At 70.7% G+C, this 17,243-nt stretch carries 15 protein-coding genes and 1 pseudogene; 9 read left to right on the forward strand and 7 right to left on the reverse strand.

Annotated features, from left to right (window positions below):
• The first annotated feature begins 2 nt into the window (after positions 1–2).
• Positions 3–833, forward strand: coding sequence for a PaaX family transcriptional regulator (locus ADL12_RS03850; protein WP_208614464.1), 831 nt, complete (start codon positions 3–5; stop codon positions 831–833).
• Here the strand turns inward: ADL12_RS03850 and ADL12_RS03855 are convergent.
• The 4 genes from ADL12_RS03855 to ADL12_RS03870 are packed head-to-tail and all read right to left on the reverse strand — an operon-like array spanning position 824 to position 4,603.
• Positions 824–1,279, reverse strand: coding sequence for a MaoC family dehydratase (locus tag ADL12_RS03855; RefSeq protein WP_062698444.1), 456 nt, complete (start codon positions 1,277–1,279; stop codon positions 824–826). The two genes, ADL12_RS03850 and ADL12_RS03855, sit on opposite strands and share 10 nt — an antisense overlap.
• Before the next feature lie 8 nt (positions 1,280–1,287).
• Positions 1,288–2,787, reverse strand: coding sequence for an acyl-CoA synthetase (locus tag ADL12_RS03860; protein ID WP_062698446.1), 1,500 nt, complete (start codon positions 2,785–2,787; stop codon positions 1,288–1,290).
• Positions 2,788–2,798: 11 nt separating this feature from the next.
• On the reverse strand, positions 2,799–3,683 hold the full coding sequence (locus ADL12_RS03865; protein WP_062698448.1) for an amidohydrolase family protein: 885 nt from the start codon (positions 3,681–3,683) through the stop codon (positions 2,799–2,801).
• 2 nt (positions 3,684–3,685) lie between these two features.
• Complete coding sequence (locus tag ADL12_RS03870) at positions 3,686–4,603, reverse strand: SDR family NAD(P)-dependent oxidoreductase (RefSeq protein WP_062698450.1); 918 nt, start codon at positions 4,601–4,603, stop codon at positions 3,686–3,688.
• A 221-nt stretch (positions 4,604–4,824) separates the two neighbouring features.
• Between ADL12_RS03870 and ADL12_RS03875 the strand changes: the two genes are divergently transcribed.
• The 4 genes from ADL12_RS03875 to ADL12_RS03890 all read left to right on the forward strand — a co-directional run bounded on the left by ADL12_RS03875 (position 4,825) and on the right by ADL12_RS03890 (position 8,829).
• Positions 4,825–5,250, forward strand: a complete 426-nt coding sequence (locus tag ADL12_RS03875) for a MarR family winged helix-turn-helix transcriptional regulator (protein WP_062698452.1) — start codon at positions 4,825–4,827, stop codon at positions 5,248–5,250.
• A gap of 80 nt (positions 5,251–5,330) precedes the next feature.
• Positions 5,331–6,701, forward strand: a complete 1,371-nt coding sequence (locus ADL12_RS03880; RefSeq protein ID WP_062698454.1) for an MFS transporter — start codon at positions 5,331–5,333, stop codon at positions 6,699–6,701.
• Positions 6,698–8,077 (forward strand): alpha/beta hydrolase family protein, encoded by a 1,380-nt coding sequence (locus tag ADL12_RS03885; protein WP_062698455.1) that lies wholly within the window; start codon positions 6,698–6,700, stop codon positions 8,075–8,077. Before ADL12_RS03880 ends, ADL12_RS03885 begins: the two co-directional genes overlap by 4 nt.
• Complete coding sequence (locus tag ADL12_RS03890) at positions 8,074–8,829, forward strand: IclR family transcriptional regulator (protein WP_062698457.1); 756 nt, start codon at positions 8,074–8,076, stop codon at positions 8,827–8,829. Before ADL12_RS03885 ends, ADL12_RS03890 begins: the two co-directional genes overlap by 4 nt.
• A gap of 397 nt (positions 8,830–9,226) precedes the next feature.
• Here ADL12_RS03890 and ADL12_RS03895 read toward each other — a convergent pair whose 3' ends face one another.
• Both ADL12_RS03895 and ADL12_RS56020 read right to left on the reverse strand, forming a co-directional pair.
• On the reverse strand, positions 9,227–9,514 hold the full coding sequence (locus ADL12_RS03895; protein WP_062698459.1) for a DUF1905 domain-containing protein: 288 nt from the start codon (positions 9,512–9,514) through the stop codon (positions 9,227–9,229).
• A gap of 71 nt (positions 9,515–9,585) precedes the next feature.
• Positions 9,586–9,864, reverse strand: coding sequence for a hypothetical protein (locus ADL12_RS56020; RefSeq protein ID WP_244187756.1), 279 nt, complete (start codon positions 9,862–9,864; stop codon positions 9,586–9,588).
• On the opposite strand from ADL12_RS56020, the pseudogene ADL12_RS03900 reads away from it, so the two are divergent.
• The 3 genes and pseudogenes from ADL12_RS03900 (at position 9,767) to ADL12_RS03910 (ending at position 13,907) form a co-directional block, all read left to right on the forward strand.
• Positions 9,767–10,820 (forward strand): annotated as a pseudogene (locus ADL12_RS03900) (L,D-transpeptidase). The gene ADL12_RS56020 and the pseudogene ADL12_RS03900 sit on opposite strands and share 98 nt — an antisense overlap.
• 169 nt (positions 10,821–10,989) lie before the next feature.
• The gene (locus ADL12_RS03905) at positions 10,990–12,375 is read left to right on the forward strand and encodes a glycoside hydrolase family 16 protein (protein ID WP_062698461.1); all 1,386 of its coding nucleotides are present in this window, start codon (positions 10,990–10,992) and stop codon (positions 12,373–12,375) included.
• A gap of 179 nt (positions 12,376–12,554) precedes the next feature.
• Positions 12,555–13,907, forward strand: coding sequence for an MBL fold metallo-hydrolase (locus ADL12_RS03910; RefSeq protein ID WP_062698463.1), 1,353 nt, complete (start codon positions 12,555–12,557; stop codon positions 13,905–13,907).
• 167 nt (positions 13,908–14,074) lie between these two features.
• Here ADL12_RS03910 and ADL12_RS03915 read toward each other — a convergent pair whose 3' ends face one another.
• A complete protein-coding gene (locus tag ADL12_RS03915; protein ID WP_062698465.1) occupies positions 14,075–14,971 on the reverse strand; it encodes a helix-turn-helix domain-containing protein in 897 nt (298 codons plus the stop codon).
• Positions 14,972–15,148: 177 nt separating this feature from the next.
• On the opposite strand from ADL12_RS03915, the gene tkt reads away from it, so the two are divergent.
• Positions 15,149–17,242: a transketolase gene (gene tkt, locus ADL12_RS03920; protein WP_062698467.1), complete on the forward strand. Its 2,094-nt coding sequence runs from the start codon at positions 15,149–15,151 to the stop codon at positions 17,240–17,242.
• Position 17,243 lies beyond the last annotated feature (1 nt).

The following is a 17,243-nucleotide window of genomic DNA, read 5'->3' on the forward strand; positions in this document are numbered from 1 at the left end:
GCGTGACCGGTGAAGAGGCGCTGCGGCCCCAGTCCCTCATGCTGACGTTCCTGGGCGACCAGGTGCTCGGGCGGGACGTCTGCGTGTACTCGGGCAGTGTCATCGACGTCTTCGCCGGCGCCGGCGTCGGTGAGCAGGCGACCCGCTCGACCCTGACCCGGATGGTGAACCGCGGTCTGCTGCGCCGCCAGCGCGAGGGCCGCCGGATGTACTTCGGGCTGACCGAGCGTTCGGCGGCCGTCCTGCGCGACGGCGAGCAGCGCATCTGGCAGACCGGCGCCGTCAACCGGCACTGGGACGGCAGCTGGACCCTGCTCGGCTTCTCCCTCCCGGAGTCCTGGCAGCGCCAGCGGCACGACCTGCGCTCCAAGCTGACCTGGAACGGCTTCGGCCCGCTGTTCAACGGCCTGTGGATCGCGCCGGGCGAGGTCGATGTGGCGTCACTGGTGGCCGAGCTGGGCCTGTCCGCCCACGTGAAGGTGTTCCGCGCGCACGCCGACGCCGGTATGGACATCGGCGCGATGATCGAGGAGACCTGGGAGCTGGCCGAACTGGCCGCGCGCTACGAGTCGTTCGTACGGCACTGGCAACCGTGGCAGACGCAACTGCCGGAGGCCGACAACGCCCTCGCGCTACGGCTGAGGCTGCAGGCGGAGTGGCTCCAGATCATCCGCCGCGACCCCCGCCTTCCGGTCAAGCACCTGCCGGACGACTGGCCGGCCGAGCAGGCCGAGAAGACGTTCCGGAAGGTGCACGAGCGGCTCACCCCCCTCGCCCGGGAGGCCTCGGAACGTCTGCTCGACCTCGTGCCCGTACGGGCCGATCAGGCGTAGAAGCGGGACAGGCTCTGCAGCACCGCCGCGGGCTTGGCACCGCCCTCGATCTCTATGGTGCCGTCGACGGTGATCTGCACGCCGCCGGGCACCTCCTCGACCTCCGCCAGCTTGCCGACCAGGCGGATACGGGAACCGACCTTCACCGGTGCGGGGAAACGCACCTTGTTCAGGCCGTAGTTGACCTTCGTGGTCACGCCCTGGACGTCCAGCAGTTCGGTGAACAGCGGGATGAAGAGGGAGAGGGTGAGATAGCCGTGTGCGATGGGGGCGCCGAACGGCCCCTCGGCCGCCTTCTGCGGGTCCACGTGGATCCACTGGTGGTCGCCGGTGGCGTCGGCGAACGTGTTGATGCGCTCCTGGGTGATCTCGATCCACTCACTGGTGCCGAGGTCGCTGCCGGCCAGCTTCTTCAGTTCGTCGAGGCCGTTCACGGTGATGCTCATGCGATTCCTTACTGGTTGCCGTACCGGGTACGGACTCGGGACTTGAGGAGCTTTCCGGAGGCGGTGCGCGGGAGTTCCTCCGCGAGCACCACCGTTTTGGGGATCTTGTACTTGGCGAGGCGGCCGGAGAGCGAGGCGAGCACCTCGTCGGGGTCCAGTGCGGCGCCTTCACGCGGGACGACGACCGCGCGCGGCACCTCGCCCCACTTGTCGTCGGGCACCCCGATGACCGCGCACTCGGCGATGTCCGGGTGGGCGAGGAGGAGGTCCTCGATCTCGGCGGGGTAGATGTTCTCCCCGCCCGAGATGATCATGTCCTTGATGCGGTCGACGATGAAGACATAGCCGTCCTCGTCGACGCGGGCCGCGTCACCCGTGCGGAACCAGCCGTCGACGAAGGAGGCGGCCGTCTCCTCGGGCAGGCCCCAGTAGCCGGACATCACGGCCGGGCCGCGCACCACCACTTCGCCGTTCTCGCCGGCGTCGGCCGGTGTGAGGTCGGGCCGCAGGACCCGTACGTCGGCGAAGAAGTGCGGCACGCCGGCCGAGCCCGCCTTGCTGACGGAGTGTTCCCCGTCGAGGAAGCACACGCCGAGCGCCTCGGTCATGCCGTAGCCCTGGAGGAAGGTCAGACCGCGCGCCTGGTACGCCTCGATGAGCGGCGTCGGCACCGGGGCGCCGCCGCAACTGAGCATGCGCAGGCTGGACAGGTCCGCCTCCGGCCAGCGCGGATGGCGGGCGATCTGCTCGAACATCGCCGGCACCCCGAACATATAGGTGATCCGGTGCTGTGCCACGAGGTCGAGGGTGTCGCCCGGGTCGAATGCCTCGACCAGGACGCAGGTGCCGCCCTTGAGCAGCACGGGCAGGGTCAGCACGGTCAGGCCCGCGATGTGGAACAGCGGCGCGGAGACCAGGGCCCGCTCGTCGGCGTGCAGGTCCTTGTCGATGAGGAAGTTGACCGCGTTCCAGGTGGCGTTGGCGTGCGAGAGCATCGCGCCCTTGGGGCGGCCGGTCGTGCCGGAGGTGTAGAGAATCAGGCAGGTGTCGTCGGCGGCGACCGGCTCGTCGATCGGCTCGTCCGGCGCCTCGGCGAGTGTCGCCTCGTACTCGGCTCCGACCTCCAGGTACGTGCGGACGTCGGTGCTGCCCGGCAGGCCGGCGACGAGCCCCGCGTGTGAGGGGCCGTAGACGAGGATCTTGGCGCCGGAGTCGGAGAGCTGGTAGGCGATCTCGGGTCCGGCCAGGCGGGTGTTGAGGGGCACGAAGACCGCGCCGAGCGTGCCCGCCGCGAACAGCGTCTCCAGGAAGGAGGGGTGGTTCGGGCCGAGATAGGCGATGCGGTCGCCGCGTCTGAGGCCCCGGGCGCGCAGGGCGTGGGCGAGCCGGGTGGTGCGTGTGTACAGCTCGGCGTAGCTGATGGCCGTCTCGCCGTGGATCAGGGCGGTGCGGTGCGGGGTCTTGCGGGCCCGGCGTGCGGGCCATGACCCCAGTCCCTCGTTGCGCATGTCACGCCCCTTTACGGTTTCGTCAGCCCGAGCAGGCGGGCGGCGTTCTCCTTGAGGATCTTCGGCTTCACCTCGTCCTTGATCGACAGCTTCTCGAAGTCGGCGAGCCAGCGGTCCGGGGTGAGGACGGGGAAGTCGGAGCCGAAGAGGACCTTGTCCTTCAGCAGTGTGTTGGCGTACTGCACGAGCTGCGGCGGGAAGTACTTCGGCGACCAGCCGGACAGGTCGATGTGCACGCCCGGCTTGTGCGTGGCGACGGCGAGGGCTTCGTCCTGCCAGGGGAAGGACGGGTGCGCCAGGATGATCTTGAGGTGGGGGAAGTCGGCGGCCACATCATCCACGTGGAGGGGGTTGGAGTACTTGAGCCTGATCCCGCCACCGCCCGGGACGCCCGCGCCGATGCCCGTCTGGCCGGTGTGGAACAGGGCGATGGTGCCCGTCTCCTCGATGACCTCGTAGAGGTCGTAGGCCACCGTGCGGTCGTTGGGGAAGAAGCCCTGGATGCTGGGGTGGAACTTGAAGCCCTTCACCCCGTACTCCTCGACCAGCCGCCGGGCCTGCTTCACGCCCGCCTTCCCCCGGAAGGGGTCGATGGAGGCGAAGGGGATGAGGACGTCGGAGTTGGCGGCGGCCGCCTCGGCGACCTCCTCGTTCGGGACGGGCGCGGTACCGGTCGCGGACTCGGCGTCCACCGTGAAGATCACGGCGGCCATCTTCCGCTCGCGGTAGTACGCGGCCGTCTCCTCCAGGGTGGGCTTCCGCTTGCCCTCCACCTTGAAGTAGGCGGAGGAGGCGTCGTGCAGGTCGTCGTCCAGGGAGGAGTGGCCCTTGGACGAGACCTCCGCGTGGGTGTGGACGTCGATGGCGACGAGTTCCTCGACGTTGAGGTTCGCCATGGTCAGGCCTCCGGGAACTTCGGGGCGGGGACGCCGACGCTCTGGAGTTCGGCGCCGACCGAGGTGGGCCAGACGTGGGCCAGGGTGTCGGGGGTCCAGCCGCCGTCGGCGTAGGCCGCCGCGATCTCCTGCGGATGCGACCAGAGTGCCACCTTGTCGCCGCCGATGCCGATGCACTGACCGGTCACCGACCGGGCCGCCTCGGACGCGAGGAAGGGGACGAGGGCCGCGCAGTCCTCGGGGGTGCCGAAGCCCTCGCCCTTGCGGAGGAAGTCCGGGAGCGGCTCGCCGTTCTTCATGGCCTCGATGTACGGGGCGAAGGCGGGGATGGTCTCGGTCATCGCGGTCGCTGCGACCGGCACGATCGCGTTGACGGTGATGTTCGCGCGGCCCAGCTCCATCGACCAGGTGCGGGCCATGGCGGCGATGCCGGCCTTGGCGGCGGCGTAGTTCGTCTGCCCGAAGTTGCCGCGCTGGCCGGCCGGGGAGCCGACCAGGATCAGGGTGCCGCCCTCGCCCTGCTCGCGCATGCGGACGGCGGCGGCGCGGGCGCAGGTGAAGGTGCCCTTGAGGTGGGTGGTGATCACCGCGTCGAAGTCGTCGTCGGTCATCTTCCACAGGACCTTGTCGCGCAGGATGCCCGCGTTGGTGACCAGGATGTCGAGGCGCCCGAACTCCTCGACCGCGCGGTTGACCAGCCGGTCCGCGGCCTCGGTCGTGCCGACCGGGACGACCTCGGCGACGGCGGTGCCGCCGGCCTCGGTGATGGACTTCACGGCCGCCTCGGCCACGGCCTCGTCGACGTCGTTGACGACCACGGAGGCGCCGTGGGCGGCCAGGGCGTGGGCGTAGGCGAGGCCGAGGCCTCGGCCGCTGCCGGTGACGACGGCGGCCTTGCCGGTGAGATCGATGCTGGGCACGGGAGAGTCCCTTCGACTGAGGTGCTTCGACGCGGGTGCGGCTACGGGATCGAAGTTAAGAGCAATAATTGTTGTCGTCAATAGTTGTTGGTGACCTTCGGGTGCGTCATGCTGGAATCTGCACAGAGAAACCCCGCCACCAGGGGCCGAGACCCAGGGAGTCCGCCATCACCCGCCAGCACGCCACGAACCCGGCACCCATCGACGCGAACGAACCGTGGATGCGCGGCCTGCACGCGGACACGGGTTACCTGCTGTACCGCCTGGGCCTGCGCTCGGGTCAGCTGTTCAACACGTTCCTGCAGGAGTCGGGACTGCGCCTGCGCCACTACGCGGTGCTGCGCTTCCTCGCGACGTCCGACGGGGCGCTCCAGCGCGAGCTGAGCGCGCAGCTCGGCTACGACCCGAGCGCGATCGTCGGCCTGGTCGACGATCTGGAGAAGCTGGGCTTCGCCGAGCGCCGCCCCTCCCCCGACGACCGCCGCAGCCGGATCGTCGTCCTCACCGCCGAGGGCCGCACGTTCCTGCGGGACACCGACGAGGCGGGCCTGCGGGTGACGAACGACCTCCTGGACCCGCTGGACCCGGCTGAACGGGAGACCCTGCACGGCCTGCTCCAGCGGATCGTGGAGGATCGACCCAGCTGATGTTGTGCAACTTATTGACGGCCGCACGATGACTGCCTAACTTCACCGGGGCATCGGCACCGGCCCTCAGGGAGCTCAACGTGCAGCCGTCCCCTCCGTCCCCGTCGTCCGCCCCTCAACCGTCCCCCGACACCCGCCAGTTGCGCCGCGTCGCCCTGTCCGGGCTGCTCGGCACCGCGGTCGAGTTCTACGACTTCCTCGTGTACGGCACGGTCGCCGCGCTCGTCTTCGGCGATCTGTTCTTCCCCCGGGCCGACCCCGCGGTCGGCACCATCGCTGCCTTCGGCACCTTCGCCGCGGGCTATCTGGCCCGCCCGCTCGGCGGCATCGTCTTCGGCCACTTCGGCGACCGGATCGGCCGCAAGTCGATGATGCTGCTGACCATGGTCCTGATGGGCTGCGGCAGCTTCCTCATCGGCCTCCTGCCCACCTACGACGCGATCGGCGTGTGGGCGCCCGTCCTCCTCGTCACCTTGCGCGTGGTGCAGGGCCTCGCGATCGGCGGCGAGTGGGGCGGCGCGACCCTCATGGTCGTCGAGCACGCCGAACGCACCCAGGGCGCCCGGCGCGGCCTGTGGTCCAGCTTCACCCAACTCGGCGCCCCGCTCGGCTCGGTGCTGTCGGCCGGCGTGGTCACGCTGGTCTCCGCCCTGCCGGACGACGAGTTCCGCGCCTGGGGCTGGCGGGTGCCGTTCCTGCTGAGCATCGTGCTGCTGGCCGTCGGCCTGTTCGTGCGCCTCAAGGTCGCCGAGAGCCCGCTGTTCGCTCAGGCCAAGCAGCAGCCGGGGCCCGACCGGCCGCCGGTCGTGGAAGTACTGCGGCGGCCGAAGCCCGTACTGCTCGCCGCCTGTGTCGGCATCGGCGCGTTCACCGCCCAGTCGCTGCTGACCGGATTCATGATCTCGTACGCGGTCGGCCACGGGTACACCCGTCCGCAGGTGCTCACCGCCGTGACCGTCGCCTCCTGCGTCGCCCTGGTGGTCCTGCCCGCCGCGTCCGCGCTCTCCGACCGGGTCGGCCGGCGCCCGGTGGTGCTGGCCGGCGCCGTCGCCTCGGCCGCGCTCGCCTTCCCCGTGCTGGCGCTTGTCGACTCCGGCTCCCCCGGGCTGCTGATCCTCGCCCTAGCCCTCGGGCACGGCGTCGCCCAGTCCACGATGTACGGCCCGCTCGGCGCGCTGCTCAGCGAGATGTTCGGCACCCGGGTCCGCTACACCGGCGCCTCGCTCGGCTACCAGGCGGCCACCCTGCTCGGCGCCGGGTTCTCGCCGCTCATCGCCAGCAGCCTCCTCGCCTCGTCCGGCGGCAGCAGTACGCCGGTCTCCCTGCTGCTGTGCGGCGGCGCGGCGATCACCGCGCTCACCGTGTGGCGGCTGCGCGAGACGCACGCCGACACCCTGGACGCCCCCGCCTCCCCCACCCACACCCCCACGCCGGAAGGGACGCTCCGTTGAGATTCCGCACCCGCATCGCCTTACTGACCGTGGCTGCCGTATGCGCGGCCACCGCGACCGCGCTCCCCGCACAGGCGGCGACCGACACCCACCTGGAGGGACAACTCCCCTCGGGCGCCGCCTACTTGATGGACGTACCCGCCGTCTGGAACGGCACCGTCCTCCTCTACAGCCACGGCTACTCCCCGGCCGGAGCCCCCAACCCGGCCCAGAACGCCCCCGGTTCGGCCACCCGCGAGAAGCTGCTGGCCGAGGGGTACGCCCTCATCGGCTCCTCCTACGCCACGAACGGCTGGGCCGTGACGGACGCGGTCCCCGACCAGCTCGCCACGCTGGAGGTGTTCACCGAGAAGTTCGGCCAGGCCAGGCGCACTCTCGCCTGGGGCACGTCGTACGGCGGCTTCGTCACCACGATGCTCGCCGAGCGGCACCCGGACCGCTTCGACGGCTCGCTGGCGATGTGCGGGCTGGTGCAGGGCGGCGTCGCCAACTGGAACAGCACCCTGGACCCGGTGTTCGCGCTCAAGACCCTGCTGGCTCCGGACACCGACATCCCCCTCACCGGCTTCACCGGCCAGGCCGAGGCATCCGGCGCCTCGAACGCCCTCGCCACCGAGCTCACCGCGGCCCAGCAGACCCCCGGGGGCCGCGCCCGGATCGCCCTCGCGGCCGCTTTGCACAACATCCCCGGATACAACGACCCCGGTCAGACCGAGCCGGGCCCGACCGACTGGCAGGCCCAGCAGGCCAACCAGTACCAGGCCGTCACCGGGCTCGTGCGGCTGCCCGCGTTCAGCTGGCGGCAGGAGGCGGAGAGCCGGGCCGGCGGCAACATGTCCTGGAACACCGGCGTCGACTACACCGCCATGCTGGGCCGCTCCCCCCTGTACAAAGAGGTGAGCGAGCTCTACAAGGAGGCGGGACTGTCCTTGCGCACCGACCTCGCGGCCCTGAACCGCGCACCCCGGATCTCCGCCGACGCCACGGCCGTACGCTGGATGCGGCACACCAGCGCCCTTTCCGGCCGTCTCACCGACCCCCACCTCTCCATCCACACCACCGGCGACGCGCTGATCCCCGTCCAGGCCGAGAGCGCCTACCGGCGGGCCGCCACCGCGGCGGGCTCCGGCGCCCTGCTCAGCCAGGCCTACGTCGACGCCCCCGGCCACTGCACCTTCACCCCGGGTGAGACGCTCGGCGCCCTGCACACCCTGGAGCACCGGCTGGACAAAGGCCGTTGGGACACCACGCCCGAAACCCTCAACTCCCGTGCCCAGCAGGAGGATCCGACGACACAGCCGCGCTACGTGACCTACCGCCCCACCACCTACCCCCGCCCCTACGACCTGGCCCACCCGGGAGACGCCCGGCCATGACCACCCGCTCCGCGCCCGACCGGCTGCTGTCCGTCCTCGGGGCCTTCGACCTCGAGCATCCGGCGCTGTCCCTGACGGACATCAGCCGACGGGCCGGGCTGAGCCTGACCACCGCGCACCGCCTCGTGGCCGCCCTCACCGAGTGGGGCGCCCTGGAGCGGGACGAGGCCGGGCTCTACCACGTCGGGCTGCGGCTGTGGGAGCTGGCGGCCCTCGCACCGCGCGGGCTCGCACTGCGGCAGATCGCCCTGCCGTATCTGGAGGACCTGTACGAGGCGACGCACGAGAACGTGCAGCTGGCGGTCCGGGACGGGCCGGAGGTCATCTACATCGAGTGGCTGTCGGGCCGGTCCGCGGTCGGCGTCCACATCCGGGTCGGAGCGCGCTGGCCGCTGCACGCCACCGGGGTGGGGCTGGCCCTGCTCGCGCACAGTGACCCCGCGTTCCAGGAGGAGTACTGCGCCGGACCGCTCGCCTCCTTCACCCCGTACACCGTCACCGAGCCCGCCCGACTGCGCCGCGTCCTGGCCGAAGTACGCCGCACGGGAGTGGCGGTCAGCAGCCGCCAGGTCACCGACGACGCCCTGTCGGTCGCCGCACCGGTACGCGGCCCGGGCGGCTCGGTCATCGCCGCCGTGTCCGTCGTCGTACCCCAGGCCGACGCGCAGGTACCGGTGCTGGTACCGGCGGTACGGCTCGCGGCGCGCGGGATTTCGCGGGGGTTGGGATGGCAGCCGGAGAAGGAGGGGTAGGCGAGCTCGCGGGCAGCCCGGAAAGGGCCGGGTGGGTGACGGGAGCGACCAGGCCGCCGGGACGGACGAACCCTGATCACCCCGCCAACCCCGCCCACAGCCTCGACAGCGACGACGAAGACGACGTCGCGGCCGCTGCGGCCGACAAGATCAGGCAGATCGACCCGCCCAAAGACCACGTCAGCGGCGAACCCGTGCTGGGCGCTGCGGCACCGGGCAGGCCGGAAAGGGCCGGGTGGGTGACGGGAGCGACCAGGCCGCCGGGACGGACGAACCCTGATCACCCCGCAACCTCACCCGCGGCCTCGACAGCGACGACGAAGACGACGTCGCGGCCGCTGCGGCCGACCGGATCAGGCAGATCGACGCGCCCGAAGTCAGGGCGACCGGGCCTGTCCTACAGGCGGACGGTCATCTCCACGGCCACCTCGTCGCCGGACCCGAGTCCCTGCGGAGCTCGTACCGCGTTCTTGAGCGGCAGCAGATAGCCACCGTCCTTGGGAAAGAGCGACGTCTCGAAGGCGACCTCGCCGACCCGGGCCTCGACCGGGATCACACCCCAGCCGTAGGTGGCCATCGCGGCCACCTCGCGGATGTCGGCGGACTCCTCGTCCGGCACGCGGACGAAGTAGTACGGCGCCGGCCCGCGCCATTCGATCACGTGGCCGGTGAAGGCGAGTTCCATGCGGTCGGGGCCTCTTCTCTCCCAGGTGGTCCTCACGGGAATCTCAGACTGCCGTGCCGGGATTCAAAGGTTCAACCAAGGAAGTACCTGCACGATGCACGCGTACCGCAGCAGAACTCAGGAAGGCGTGCCGTGGGCGTCCCGCACCTATCGAAACCGTCGGAGCAGGGCGGCGGGGCGGCGGACGCATCCTCTGCTTCGGAGGACGCGAAGTCGGCGGCGTCCGCGCAGGCCTCCGCGAAGCAGCCGACGATCACGGTCACGCCCGCCGACGGCACCGAGAAGGCCGACTTCACCAGCCCTGTCGAGATCACCGTGACCGACGGCACGCTCGCGTCCGTGAAGGTCACCGGTGACGACGGCTCCGCGCTGGACGGCTCCTTCGACGAGGCCCGCACGAAGTGGACTTCGGACAGGAACGGTGTACTCGGGCACCGAGTACACCGTCACGGCCACGGCGGCGGGCGCATCGGCGGCCACGATCACGACCTTCACCATCACATCCCCCGGCGAGACCTTCGTCGGCCACTTCACGCCCGAGGCCGGCTCCACCTCCGGCGTCGGCATGCCCGTGTCGATCAACTTCACGCACGCCGTCGCCGACAAGGCAGCGGTCCAGAAGGCGATCACGGTCACCGCCGAGCCCGCCGTGGACGTCGTCGGCCACTGGTTCGGCGACACCCGGCTGGACTTCCGGCCGGAGACGTACTGGGCCGCCGGGACGACCGTCACGCTCAGCCTCCGACTGAAGGACGTCGAGGACTCGGACGGGGTGTACGACGTCCAGTCCAAGGACGTCACCTTCCGCATCGGCCGCGAGCAGATCAGCACCGTCGACCTCGCCACCCAGAGGATGACGGTCGTCCGGGACGGCGAGACCGTCGCCACCTATCCGGTCAGCGGCGGCGGCTCCGACCACACCACCTGGTCCGGGATCATGGTGATCAGCGAGCGGTTCAGGCAGACGCGGATGGAGTCCTCGACGGTCGGGCTCGGCGACGAGTGCGACATCTCCGACGTCCCGCACGCCCAGCGGCTGACCACGTCCGGCACGTTCGTCCACGGCAACTACTGGGCGTCCACGTCGGTGTTCGGCCACGAGAACACCAGCCACGGCTGTATCGGCCTGCACGATGCGAAGGGCGCGAGCGACACCTCGGTCGACGGCTACAGGTTCTATGAAAGTTCGATGCTCGGGGACGTGGTCGTCGTCAGGAACTCGGGCGAGAACACCGTCGATCCGGCCAACGGGCTCAACGGCTGGAACCTGTCGTGGGCGGACTGGAAGGCGGGGAGTGCGCTTTAGCACGTATACGCCGTTCATGGCGTGAACGTCCCTGCCCCGAAAGGACTTTCCTTGCTTTAAGTCTTGACGACGCCGATGACGGAGAGCACATTGGGCGCACTTTGAGAGCGCTCTCAGAAGCGAGCGCCCGACACCCGCGCACATCACTCCGTACCCGGGAGGCACCCCCATGAGTGCAACCTCCGGCATACCCAGACGGCGACGCGCGCTCATCGCCGTACTCAGCACGCTCGGTCTGGCGGCCGCGGTAGCCACAGCCGCCACCCTGCCCGCGAACGCCTCCGCCCCCACACCCCCGTCGGGCTGGACGCAGGTCTTCCTCGACGACTTCAACGGCACCGCCGGCACCGGCGTCAACACCTCCAACTGGCAGTACGCGACCGGCACTTCGTATCCCGGCGGCCCCGCCAACTGGGGCACCGGCGAGGTCGAGACGATGACGAACAGCACCAGCAACGTCGCGCTCGACGGCAACGGCAACCTCCGCATCACCCCGCTGCGCGACTCCGCGGGCCGCTGGACCTCGGGCCGCATCGAGACCAACCGCACCGACTTCCAGCCCCCGGCGGGCGGCAAACTGCGCGTCGAGGGCCGCATCCAGATGCCCAACGTCACCGGCACCGCCGCAGAGGGCTACTGGCCGGCGTTCTGGATGCTGGGCGCGCCCTACCGCGGCAACTACCAGAACTGGCCGAGCGTCGGCGAGCTGGACATCATGGAGAACGTCCAGGGCCGCAACACCGTGTGGGCCACGATGCACTGCGGCACCAACCCGGGCGGCCCGTGCAACGAGACCACCGGCATCGGCAACTCCACGGCATGTCCCGGCTCGACGTGCCAGTCGGCCTTCCACACCTACACCATGGAGTGGGACCGCTCGGTGAGCCCCGAGACGATCCGCTTCTACGTCGACGGCACCCAGTTCCACTCGGTCAACGCGAGCCAGATGGACGCGACGACCTGGACCAACGCCACCAACCACGGGTTCTTCATCATCCTGAACGTGGCGATGGGCGGCGCCTTCCCGGACGCCTTCGGCGGCGGCCTGGACGGCGACACGCGGTCCGGCGTGCCGATGGTCGTCGACTACGTCCAGGTGCTGTCGGCCGGTGGGAGCGGTACCACACCCCCGCCTACGGGCAACCGTGACGCCTACAGCGCCATTCAGGCCGAGTCGTACGACGGCCAGAGCGGCGCGAGCACCGAGTCCACGTCGGATTCGGGCGGCGGACAGAACATCGGCTCCCTCGCGAACGGCGACTGGGCGCTGTACAAGGGCGTCAACTTCGGTTCCACGGCGGCCACTCAGTTCGTCGGCCGGGTGGCGAGCGGTGCGGCGGGCGGTGTCAGCGGGCTGGTCGAGGTGCGCCTGGACAGCCGTGGCAACGCACCCGTCGGCAGCTTCGCGGTGGGCAACACCGGTGGGTGGCAGTCGTGGCGGACCATCCCGGCGAACATCAGCGGGGTGACCGGCACGCACGACGTGTATCTCACCTTCACCAGCGGTCAGCCGTCGGACTTCGTGAACGTGAACTGGTTCACCTTCGCCCGCTGACAGGCGTGTTTACGACGCCCCGCGAGGCTTCACCGGCCCTCGCGGGGCGTCGTCGACACGAGCGGCTCCGGGCGACTCCGGGCGGGTCCGGGCGGCTCCGCCGGCCGCCACTACGGCTTCGCGCATGAAGGGTGGGTGCATGGGCCACTCGGCGCGTACCGTGGCAAATGGAGGACCCCATGGGCTTCGCCGACGATCATCTGATTCCCCTGGTCGACGCCGGTCTCGGCAACAGCGCCTACCTGGTCGACCTCGGCGACGGCCGCGCCCTGGCCGTGGACGCGAGCCGTGATCTGCGCGCCCTGCACGCAGAGGCCGAGCGGCGCGGGCTCACCGTCGCCTACGCCGCCGACACCCACCTGCACGCCGACTTCCTCACCGGCGCACTGCAGCTGGCGGCCGACGACGGGGCGACGGTGCTGGCGTCCGCCACCGGACGGCGTGCCTTCGAGCATCGGGCCCTGTCCGACGGCGACGAGGTGGACCTGGGCGGGCTGACCCTGCGCGCGCTGGCCACCCCCGGTCACACGGACGAGCATCTGTCCTTCCTGCTCCTCGACGGCGCACGGGAGTTGGGGGTCTTCACCGGCGGTTCACTGATCGTCGGCTCGGTCGCCCGCACCGATCTGCTCGGCGCCGACCGCGCGGAGGAACTCGCCCGCGCCCAGTACCGCTCCCTGCGGCGCCTGGCCCGGCTGCCGGACTCGACCTCGGTGTGGCCCACACACGGCGCCGGCTCCTTCTGCTCCGCCCCGCCGGGCGCCGAGCGCACCACGACCATCGGCGCCGAGAAGCGGGCCAACGCCCTGCTCGCCGCGCCGGACGAGGACAGCTTCGTACGGCGGCTGCTCGACGGCCTCGGCTCCTGTCCCGCGTACTTCGACCGGCTGGCCGAGGTCAACCGGCGGGGTCCGGCGGTGCTCGCCGCGGCGCCCTCACTGCCCACGCTGTCCGGGGCCGACGTACGTCAGCTGCTCGGCCGGGGCGCGCAGATCGTCGACGTACGAAGGGTGGAGGACTTCGCCGCCGGCCACATCCCCGGCGCCCTCTCCGTCCATCTGCGCGACCAGTTCGCCACCTGGCTCGGCTGGCTGCTGCCCTACGACGCTCCACTCGTCTTCGTCACCGCGCCCGGCCAGGATCTCGGCGAACTCACCTGGCAGGCCCTGAAGATCGGATACGAGCGGCTGTGCGGGCACCTGACCATGGACGCCTGGACGGCCGAGGGAGGCGAGCGGGAGACCGTCGACCTCGTGCCGGCCGACCGGGTCGGCGACCGTCCCGTCCTCGACGTGCGTCAGCGGTCCGAGTGGGACGCCGGGCACATCCCCGGCGCCGTCGGCATCGAGCTCGGCGCACTGCCCGGCCGTACGGACGAGGCGCCGTCGAGCGTGCTGGTGCACTGCGCGCACGGGGAGCGCGCGATGTCCGCCGCCAGCCTCCTGCAGCGCACCGGCCACCGTGACGTCGCCGTCCTCGCGGGCGGCCCGGAGGACTGGGCCGAGGCCACCGGCCGCCGACTCAGCACCTGAGCACCCTTGGCGAGACAGCCCACGGTTCTGCAACCCTTAGGGGCGCGGGGCTGTATCAATGTGCGGCTACCGCCGCGTGGGCGCGACCAGCCACAACGAACCCGCAGCCGTCCAACGGCCCATCGCGGCACCCCCGCACAGCGCATCACGGCCCACCCAGCGGAGCGTCACCGCAGCTCCGCCCGAAACGCCGCCGGCGTCATCTCCGTGTGCTGGTGGAAGAACTTGGAGAAGTTCGCGGCGTCGGGAAAGCCGACCGCCGCACCCACGCGGCCGATCGGCATGTCCGTGTGCGCCAGGAGCCGCTTCGCCTCCAGGATCACTCGTCGGTCGATGAACCCCTTCGGCGTCTGACCGGTCGCCGCGCGGACCGCGCGGACGAGGGTGCGGCGGGAGTAGCCGAGCTGGTCGGCGTAGGCGCTGACACTGTGGTTGGTGGCGAAGCCCTTCTCCACCGCGTCCCGGAAGAGGGTGAAGGTGGTGTCGGCCTGTTGCCGCGCGGCTTCCGCCGAGCTCGCGGCGAGGTGGGCCAGGCGCAGCAGGAATGCCGTCAGCGAGTGGCGCAGGACCGCGGTGTGCAGGCTCAGCGGGAGGGTGGTGGTGTCCTCGTACTCGCGTTGGAGTTGGGCGAGGGCCGAGCGGAGTGCGGTGAGCTGGGCTTCGTCGGGGTGGAGCAGGGGCGGGAGGTCGTAGCGGTAGAGGCCGGTGGCCTCGACCGTGGCGCGGGGCAGGAAGCCGGGCTGCATGGTGAGGACGGTGCCCCGGTAGTCACCGGCCCGTGAGAAGCGGTGGACCTGGCCGGGGCGGATCCACAGCAGGTCGCCGGCGCCCGCCTCGTACTCCGTGAAGTCGATCATGTGGCGCACGGGTCCTCGGCTGAAGAGCATCACGACGTGGAAGTCGATGCGGTGCACGCGCTCCAGGGGCGCCTCGTCGACGTGCCAGGTGTGGTCGGTGCTGCCCATGGGGCCGATCTGCATGCCGACGCCGCCGACGCTCAGCTCGACGGGGAAGGGGAACGTTCTGATCCCGCCGTCGCCGCCTTCGACCCTTGTGTCCACCATGTCCGTCTCGTGCCGCCTCAGTTGCGCGCCGCCCATGCTCAGCCGTGCGCCAGGCCGGCGGCGGTGTCCCACTTTCACCACAGCCTGACACACGCCGACCTTCCCTCGTAAAAGTCAGACTTTTACTTTTGAACGCGTTGGACCAGCCACTTCGCTGCGATCGAGGACTTCTTGAAGATGAGCACGCAGACACCGGACAGCTTCGAATGGACCGAACTCGACCGGCGTGCCGTCGACACGGCCCGCCTCCTGGCGGCCGATGCCGTACAGCGGGTCGGCAACGGCCACCCGGGCACCGCGATGAGCCTCGCCCCGGCCGCCTACACGATCTTTCAGAAGGTGATGCGGCACGACCCGGCCGACCCCGAGTGGACCGGGCGTGACCGCTTCGTTCTCTCCCCCGGCCACACCTCGCTGACCCTCTACACCCAGCTGTTCCTCGCCGGGTACGAGCTGGAGCTCGACGACCTGAAGGCCTTCCGGACCCACGGTTCGAAGACGCCGGGCCACCCCGAGTACGGGCACACGGCAGGGGTCGAGACGACGACCGGCCCGCTCGGCCAGGGTGTCGCCAACGCCGTCGGCATGGCGATGGCCGCCCGCTACGAGCGCGGCCTGTTCGACCCCGAGGCTCCGCAGGGCGAGTCCCCGTTCGACCACACCGTCTGGGCGATCGTCTCCGACGGCGATCTCCAGGAGGGTGTCTCCGCCGAGGCCTCCTCGCTCGCCGGCCACCAGAAGCTCGGCAACCTCGTCTTCCTCTACGACGACAACCACATCTCCATCGAGGGCGACACCGCGACCGCGTTCTCCGAGGACGTGCTGGGGCGGTACGAGGCGTACGGCTGGCATGTGCAGCGGATCGAGCCCGCGCTGGGCGGCGACATCGACGTCCACGCGCTGTACGCGGCGCTCAAGGCGGCGCAGGCCGAGACCGAGCGCCCCTCGATCATCGCGATGCGCACGATCATCGCCTGGCCGGCCCCCAACGCGCAGAACACCGAGGCCTCCCACGGCTCCGCTCTCGGCGCCGACGAGGTCGCCGCCACCAAGCGCATCCTCGGCTTCGACCCCGAGCAGTCCTTCGAGGTCGCGGGCGAGGTCCTCACCCACACCCGCCGTGCCCTCGACCGGGGCGCCGAGGCGCACGCCGCCTGGGACAAGCGGATCGACAAGTGGCGCGGCGCCAACGCCGAGCGCGCCCAGCTGTTCGACCGGATCGTCGCCGGTCAGCTCCCCGAGGGCTGGCAGGACGCCCTGCCCGTCTTCGAGGAGGGCAAGTCGGTCGCCACTCGCGCCGCCTCCGGCAAGGTGCTCCAGGCGCTGGGCGCGGTCGTCCCCGAGCTGTGGGGCGGCTCGGCCGACCTGGCCGGCTCCAACAACACCACCATCGACAAGACGAGTTCGTTCCTGCCGAAGGGCAACCCGCTGCCGGAGGCCGACCCTTACGGCCGCACCATCCACTTCGGCATCCGCGAGTTCTCGATGGCCGCGGAGATGAACGGCATCGCCCTGCACGGCAACACCCGTGTCTACGGCGGTACGTTCCTGGTGTTCTCCGACTACATGCGCAACGCGGTTCGCATGTCCGCGCTGATGCAGCTGCCGGTGACGTACGTCTGGACGCACGACTCCGTCGGCCTCGGCGAGGACGGCCCGACCCACCAGCCGGTCGAGCACCTGGCCTCGCTGCGCGCCATCCCGGGCCTGAACATCGTCCGCCCCGCCGACGCCAACGAGACCGCGGTCGCCTGGGCCGAGATCCTCAAGCGGCACTCGACCAACCCGGCCCCGCACGGGCTCGCGCTCACCCGCCAGGGTGTGCCGACGCTGCCGGTCAACCCGGATGCGGCGAAGGGCGGTTACGTCCTCCAGGAGTCCTCCACGCAGACGCCCGAGGTGATCCTCGTCGCCACCGGCTCCGAGGTCCAGCTCGCCGTCGCCGCGCGGGAGCGCTTGGAGGCCGACGGGATCGGTACCCGTGTGGTGTCGATGCCGTCCGTGGAGTGGTTCGAGGAGCAGCCGCGCGAGTACCGCGAGAGTGTCCTGCCACCGGCCGTGAAGGCGCGGGTGGCGGTCGAGGCCGGTATCGGGCTCACCTGGTACCGGTTCGTGGGCGACGCCGGACGCATCGTCTCGCTGGAGCACTTCGGTGCCTCCGCCGACGCCAAGACCCTGTTCGCCGAGTACGGCTTCACCCCCGAGAACGTCGCCGCCGCAGCCCGGGCTGCATTGAATTCAACTACGGGCCTTGCTGCCGCCCGTGGTTGAT

The organism is Streptomyces regalis (assembly GCF_001509475.1).
Lineage (GTDB): Bacteria > Actinomycetota > Actinomycetes > Streptomycetales > Streptomycetaceae > Streptomyces > Streptomyces regalis.

Excerpts from the sequence above, each read along its gene's own strand:
- ADL12_RS03855 (WP_062698444.1), bottom strand. The coding sequence starts at position 1,279 with ATGAGCATCACCGTGAACGGCCTCGACGAACTGAAGAAGCTGGCCGGC.
- ADL12_RS03860 (WP_062698446.1), bottom strand. The coding sequence starts at position 2,787 with ATGCGCAACGAGGGACTGGGGTCATGGCCCGCACGCCGGGCCCGCAAG.
- ADL12_RS03865 (WP_062698448.1), bottom strand. The coding sequence starts at position 3,683 with ATGGCGAACCTCAACGTCGAGGAACTCGTCGCCATCGACGTCCACACC.
- ADL12_RS03875 (WP_062698452.1), top strand. The coding sequence starts at position 4,825 with ATGCGCGGCCTGCACGCGGACACGGGTTACCTGCTGTACCGCCTGGGC.
- ADL12_RS03890 (WP_062698457.1), top strand. The coding sequence starts at position 8,074 with ATGACCACCCGCTCCGCGCCCGACCGGCTGCTGTCCGTCCTCGGGGCC.
- ADL12_RS03895 (WP_062698459.1), bottom strand. The coding sequence starts at position 9,514 with ATGGAACTCGCCTTCACCGGCCACGTGATCGAATGGCGCGGGCCGGCG.
- ADL12_RS03905 (WP_062698461.1), top strand. The coding sequence starts at position 10,990 with ATGAGTGCAACCTCCGGCATACCCAGACGGCGACGCGCGCTCATCGCC.
- ADL12_RS03910 (WP_062698463.1), top strand. The coding sequence starts at position 12,555 with ATGGGCTTCGCCGACGATCATCTGATTCCCCTGGTCGACGCCGGTCTC.
- ADL12_RS03915 (WP_062698465.1), bottom strand. The coding sequence starts at position 14,971 with ATGGTGGACACAAGGGTCGAAGGCGGCGACGGCGGGATCAGAACGTTC.
- tkt (WP_062698467.1), top strand. The coding sequence starts at position 15,149 with ATGAGCACGCAGACACCGGACAGCTTCGAATGGACCGAACTCGACCGG.